Origin of the sequence: Dysosmobacter sp. (genome assembly GCF_052306735.1) — a bacterium.
Lineage (GTDB): Bacteria > Bacillota > Clostridia > Oscillospirales > Oscillospiraceae > Oscillibacter.
Genome location: NZ_DAWBAJ010000005.1, coordinates 80,993 through 86,187, shown reverse-complemented (window position 1 = coordinate 86,187; position 5,195 = coordinate 80,993). Strand labels below are relative to the sequence as shown.

Below are 5,195 nucleotides of genomic sequence, written 5' to 3'. Positions count from 1 at the left end.
GTGGACTGCCAGAATTTCAGCTCCCCGATGTTCTTGCCGATGAGAGGAGAGTCCTCCGGAACCCGCACCTCGTAGTTGGGAAAGGGTTCGGCGGCGGCGGAAAAGGTATCCCGGCCCTTTACCAGGGCGGTGACAGCCTCCTCCAGCTGGCGGTTCAGCTCCCCGCTCTGATGCAGCAGAGACCGGATATGCTTGTACAGAGATCTGGCGTCGCTGTCCTGGGCGAAGTTTTCTATGTACCGCCGGGCGTTGTCGGCGGAGAGGACTACGGCCCCGCTCTGAGGCTTCACCTCCACCACCTTCATATCCGCCAGCAGCCGCAGGGCCCGGCGGATGGTCTCCGGCGAGACGTTGTACTCCGACGCCATCACGGAGCGGCCATAGATCCGGGCGCCCTCTGCCAGTTCGCCCTTGGCGATGCGGGTGGCCAGATCCAGGGCGATGACCAGATATTGCGAGGAAACCACCGTTTGCTTCATGGGACGATTTCACCTTCTCAAGCTATGTATCAATGTTGCCATTATATACTGCCAACTTTAAAAAGTAAATAGGTGTGTCAGTTAAAATTTTGTTAACGGCAATTTATTTCCTGAGAATATTCCAAGAAAAAGGTGGTTTAGTAAAGAAATATGCGACTTTCTAAAGAAATGCCCTGCTGTCCGGAGAGGGGCAGGCAGAAGGAAAAAAGCGCCGTCCGGAGAAGCCTCCGGACGGCGCTGCTGTGGATCAGAGAAAGAAAAATCAGGTTTTGGCGGCCAGGGCTTCGCACCAGCGGCAGGCGGCCAGAGCGGCGCATGCGCCGTCGGCGCAGGCGGTGGTCAGCTGCCGGACGGATTTCACCCGGCAGTCTCCAGCGGCGAAGATCCCCGCCGCAGAGGTGGTACAGTCCTCTCCGGCCACAATGAAGCCCGTTCCATCCACCGGCACCAGGGCCTGTGCCAAGGCCCCTTCCGGCTGCTGCCCCACCGCCTCAAAGAGGCCGGAAACTGCCAGATCCCGGGTCTCACCGGTGGCGGTGTCCCGCAGGCGGAGTCCTGTGAGGGATTCCTGGCCCAGCAGGGCCTCCACCGTGGCGGACAGCGCCAGGGTGACGTTTTCCCGCCGCTTCAGGGCGTCTACCAGCACGGGGTCCGCCCGGAAGGTGTCCCGCCGGTGGATCACCGTCACATGGCGGCACAGTTCCGAGAGAAACAGGGCGTCCTGGACGGCGGTGTTGCCGCCCCCTGCCACAGCTACATCTTTCCCGGCGTAGAAGGCCCCGTCGCACACGGCACAGTAGGAGATGCCGGAGAGGGTGTCCTCTCCGGGAAGGCCCAGAGACCGATGCTTCATGCCGGTAGCCAGGATCAGTGCGTCGCAGGTATAGGTGCCGTAGTCCGTCACAACGGTCTTAGGAGAACCGTCCCGGACCTCCAGCACCTCCTCCAGCTCGATGCGGGCGCCGACCCGGTCTGCCTGCTCATAGAGGCGGTCCGCCAGCTCCGCTCCGGAGACGGAGAGGATGCCCGGGAAGTTTTCCACCCGGGGAGAAGAGGCAATCTGGCCCCCTACGGCGGCCTTTTCCAGCACCAGCACGGATTTGCCTGCCCGGCGGGCGTACAGGGCGGCGGTAAGGCCCGCCGGACCTCCGCCGATAATGAGAATGTCAAAATGTTCAGCCATAGCAATTCTCCTCAAGATGGGATAGCGTCAAACAGGAGGGATCCGGGATCCCTCCTGTTGATTCGTTGGTAGCTGTTTATTCGTGGGTGGCGGCGTACTTCTTGATGACGGAGGCATTCACCAGCTTTTCCACCTGGTCGCCGTGACGGACGATCAGCGTGGGAGCCTGCTGGATGCCGTACTCGTTCACCAGATCCATATGCTCGGCCACGTCCATCACCTGATAGGCAAGGCCGGCCTTCTCCAGCTCGTTCTTGGCGATCTTGCAGTTGGGGCAGGTCTTGGTGGTGAAGAGGTAGAGCTCCTCGGCACCAGAGGCGGAAGCGGGCTCTGTGGGGGCGTTGGCGCAGGTACCGGTGTTTTCCCGGTCGCACAGGCGGCGGCCCTCCAGATGGGAGGCACCCACGTCGTACTCCTTGCGGTCCTTGAACTCCTGCACCTTGCCGTCGTTCCAGTTCTGGATGGGACGATAGTAGCCGGTGATGCGGCTCCAGACCTCGGTGGTCTTGCCGCAGGTGGGGCAGGTGAAATGTTCGCCGGAGATGTAGCCGTGCTCGGGGCAGATGGAGTAGGTGGGGGACATGGTGTAGTAGGGGAGCTTGAAGTTCTCCGCGATTTTGCGCACCAGGTCGGCGGCCGCCTTCCAGTCCGGCAGCTTCTCGCCCAGGAAGGCGTGGAACACGGTGCCGGAGGTGTAGAGGGTCTGGAGATCATCCTGCACCGCCAGAGCCTCAAAGATATCATCCGTGCAGCCCACAGGCAGATGAGAGGAGTTGGTGTAGTAGGGGGTGTCGCCGGGATTCTTGGCGGCGGTGATGATGTCGGGGTACTTCTCCACATCGTGCTTGGCCAGCCGGTAGGTGGTGGACTCGGCGGGGGTGGCCTCCAGGTTGTAGAGGTCGCCGTACTGCTCCTGATAGTCAGACAGGCGCTCCCGCATATGGTTGAGGACGTCCTTGGCGAAGGCCTGGGTCTCGGGATGAGTCAGATCCTTGCGCAGCCACTTGGCGTTGAGGCCCACCTCGTTCATGCCGATGAGGCCGATGGTGGAGAAGTGGTTGTCAAAGGTGCCCAGATAGTGCTTGGTGTAGGGATAGAGGCCGGCGTCCATCAGCTTGGTGATGACGGTGCGCTTGGTCTTGAGGCTCCGGGCGGCAATGTCCATGACGTGATCCAGACGCTGGTAGAACTCTTCGGGGGTCTTGGAGAGGTAGGCGATCCGGGGCAGGTTGATGGTGACCACGCCCACGGAGCCGGTGGACTCACCGGAGCCGAAGTAGCCGCCGGACTTCTTGCGCAGCTCCCGCAGGTCCAGACGCAGGCGGCAGCACATGCTGCGCACGTCGCTGGGCTCCATGTCGGAGTTGATGTAGTTGGAGAAGTAGGGAGTGCCGTATTTGGCGGTCATCTCAAAGAGGAGACGGTTGTTCTCCGTGTCGGACCAGTCGAAGTCCTTGGTGATGGAGTAGGTGGGGATGGGGTACTGGAAGCCCCGGCCGTCGGCGTCGCCCTCGGTCATGATCTCGATGAACGCCTTGTTCACCATGTCCATTTCCTTCTTGCAGTCGCCGTAGGTGAAGTCCTGCTCCTTGCCGCCCACGATGGCGGGGAGGTTCTCCAGATCCTTGGGCACGGTCCAGTCCAGGGTGATGTTGGAGAAGGGGGCCTGAGTGCCCCAGCGGGAAGGCGTGTTGACGCCGAAGACGAAGGACTGGATGCACTGCTTGACTTCCTTCTGGGTGAGCTTGTCCACCTTGACAAAGGGGGCAAGATAGGTATCGAAGGAGCTGAACGCCTGGGCGCCGGCCCACTCGTTCTGCATGATGCCCAGGAAGTTCACCATCTGGTTGCACAGAGTGGAAAGGTGGCTTGCCGGGGTGGAGTTGATCTTGCCGGGGATCCCAAGGCCCTGCTGGATCAGCTGCTTGAGGCTCCAGCCGGCGCAGTAGCCGGTGAGCATGGAGAGGTCATGGAGATGGATGTCGCCGCTCTTGTGGGCATTGGCAATCTCAGGATCATAGATCTCGCTGAGCCAGTAGTTGGCGGTGATGGCACCGGAGTTGGAGAGGATCAATCCGCCCACGGAATAGGTGACCGTGGAGTTCTCCTTCACCCGCCAGTCGTTGATGTGCAGGTAGTTGTTCACCAGCTCCTTGTAGTCCAGCACGGTGGAGTTCAGGTTGCGGATCTTCTCCCGCTGCTTGCGGTAGAGGATATAGGCTTTGGCCACATCGGCGTAGCCGGCCTCGGAGAGGACCTTCTCCACGCTGTCCTGGATGTCCTCCACGGTGATCTTGCCGTCGGAGATCTTCTCCTGATAATCCGCCGTTACTTTCAGGGCCAGCAGATCGATGATATCGGGATTGTACTCCTTGTTGGTGGCTTCAAAGGCCTTGGTAATGGCCATGCTGATCTTGGAAAGATTGAACTCGGCGATTTTGCCGTCACGCTTCACTACCTGATACATGAAGACCCCTGCTTTCTCTCGTATTTTCCGGTGCGCTGCGTTTCCGGCAAGCGCCTGTAGATAACATTCTATCATATCCTGCGGGGAAGTCAATGCGGTTGGGACACAAGATATTGGGTTTCTTTTCGTAAAAAATGCTGAATGCTCACTAGATTTAGTCTATACCCCGAAGGTTGACTTCCCCGAAGAAGGGGCGGAGCAACAGGGAGAAATCGCGCATTTCCTGGGGGGTAAAGGGGCTGCATCCGCTGCCCACCAGGTTTCCGGAGTCCACAAAGGCCTGCAGAAAGTACCGGGGAGAGCTCTCCAGCCACCGTCCGATGGCCAGGAGATCCTCCGGGGTGTGGAACTCCCGAACCAGGGTGGTGCGGAACTCGAAGTCCACGCCGCTTTGCCGCAGCAGCTTCACGCTCTCGGCCACCGGGGCGGTGTCCAGCCCGGGGATGCCGCAGGTAATGGGATACTTTTCCGGCGCGTTCTTGATGTCCATGGCCACGTAGTCCACCAGTCCCTCCTCCAAAATGGCCGAGAGCCGGTCGGGAAAGAAGCCGTTGGTGTCCAGTTTCACTGCAAAGCCCATCTGCCGGATCTTCCGCAGGAAGTCTGCCGCGTCGGGCTGCAGCAGAGGTTCGCCGCCGGAGAGAACCACGCCGTCCAGCAGCTTGGTACGGGTGGCGAGAAAGGAGAGGACCGCCTCCTCGCCTAGTTCCGGCGTCTCATCCAGCCGTGTTACCAGCAGGGCGTTGTGGCAGAAGGGACAGCGCAGGTTGCACCCGCCGGTGAACACGGTAGCCGCCAGTTTGCCAGGGTAGTCCACCATGGCCAGTTTTTGCAGTCCGCATAGATACATTGTACCCGCCCCTTCCAAATTCACCAGATGTTGTTATTCTATCGCAGAAATACCACAATATCAAGTGATATGTGCAACAGGCAGGTGGAAAATCCCACGGGGTCTGGTTGATGAAAGTGAAGCCGAGCTGTGCGCGGGCGGCCGCCGGAGCGGCAGCAATCGGTACGTTATGACCCCGGGCACAAGACGAAAAAAGTCCCCCGGCAGCTTCAGCTG

Annotated in this window: 4 protein-coding genes; all 4 read right to left on the bottom strand. The window is 60.2% G+C overall.

What is annotated here, in order from left to right; genetic code table 11:
* The coding region (locus ACT67G_RS02705) for a GntR family transcriptional regulator (RefSeq protein ID WP_443662909.1) at nucleotides 1-479 on the bottom strand (479 nt) is incomplete at its 3' end.
* A gap of 262 nt (nucleotides 480-741) precedes the next feature.
* On the bottom strand, nucleotides 742-1,662 hold the full coding sequence (locus tag ACT67G_RS02700) for an NAD(P)/FAD-dependent oxidoreductase (protein ID WP_443662908.1): 921 nt from the start codon (nucleotides 1,660-1,662) through the stop codon (nucleotides 742-744).
* A 76-nt stretch (nucleotides 1,663-1,738) separates the two neighbouring features.
* Complete coding sequence (locus ACT67G_RS02695; protein ID WP_443662907.1) at nucleotides 1,739-4,129, bottom strand: ribonucleoside triphosphate reductase; 2,391 nt, start codon at nucleotides 4,127-4,129, stop codon at nucleotides 1,739-1,741.
* Nucleotides 4,130-4,283: 154 nt separating this feature from the next.
* Entirely contained in the window at nucleotides 4,284-4,979 is a 696-nt protein-coding gene (locus ACT67G_RS02690; protein ID WP_443662906.1) for an anaerobic ribonucleoside-triphosphate reductase activating protein, read from the bottom strand.
* Nucleotides 4,980-5,195 lie beyond the last annotated feature (216 nt).

Excerpts from the sequence above, each read along its gene's own strand:
- ACT67G_RS02700 (WP_443662908.1), bottom strand. The coding sequence starts at position 1,662 with ATGGCTGAACATTTTGACATTCTCATTATCGGCGGAGGTCCGGCGGGC.
- ACT67G_RS02695 (WP_443662907.1), bottom strand. The coding sequence starts at position 4,129 with ATGTATCAGGTAGTGAAGCGTGACGGCAAAATCGCCGAGTTCAATCTT.
- ACT67G_RS02690 (WP_443662906.1), bottom strand. The coding sequence starts at position 4,979 with ATGTATCTATGCGGACTGCAAAAACTGGCCATGGTGGACTACCCTGGC.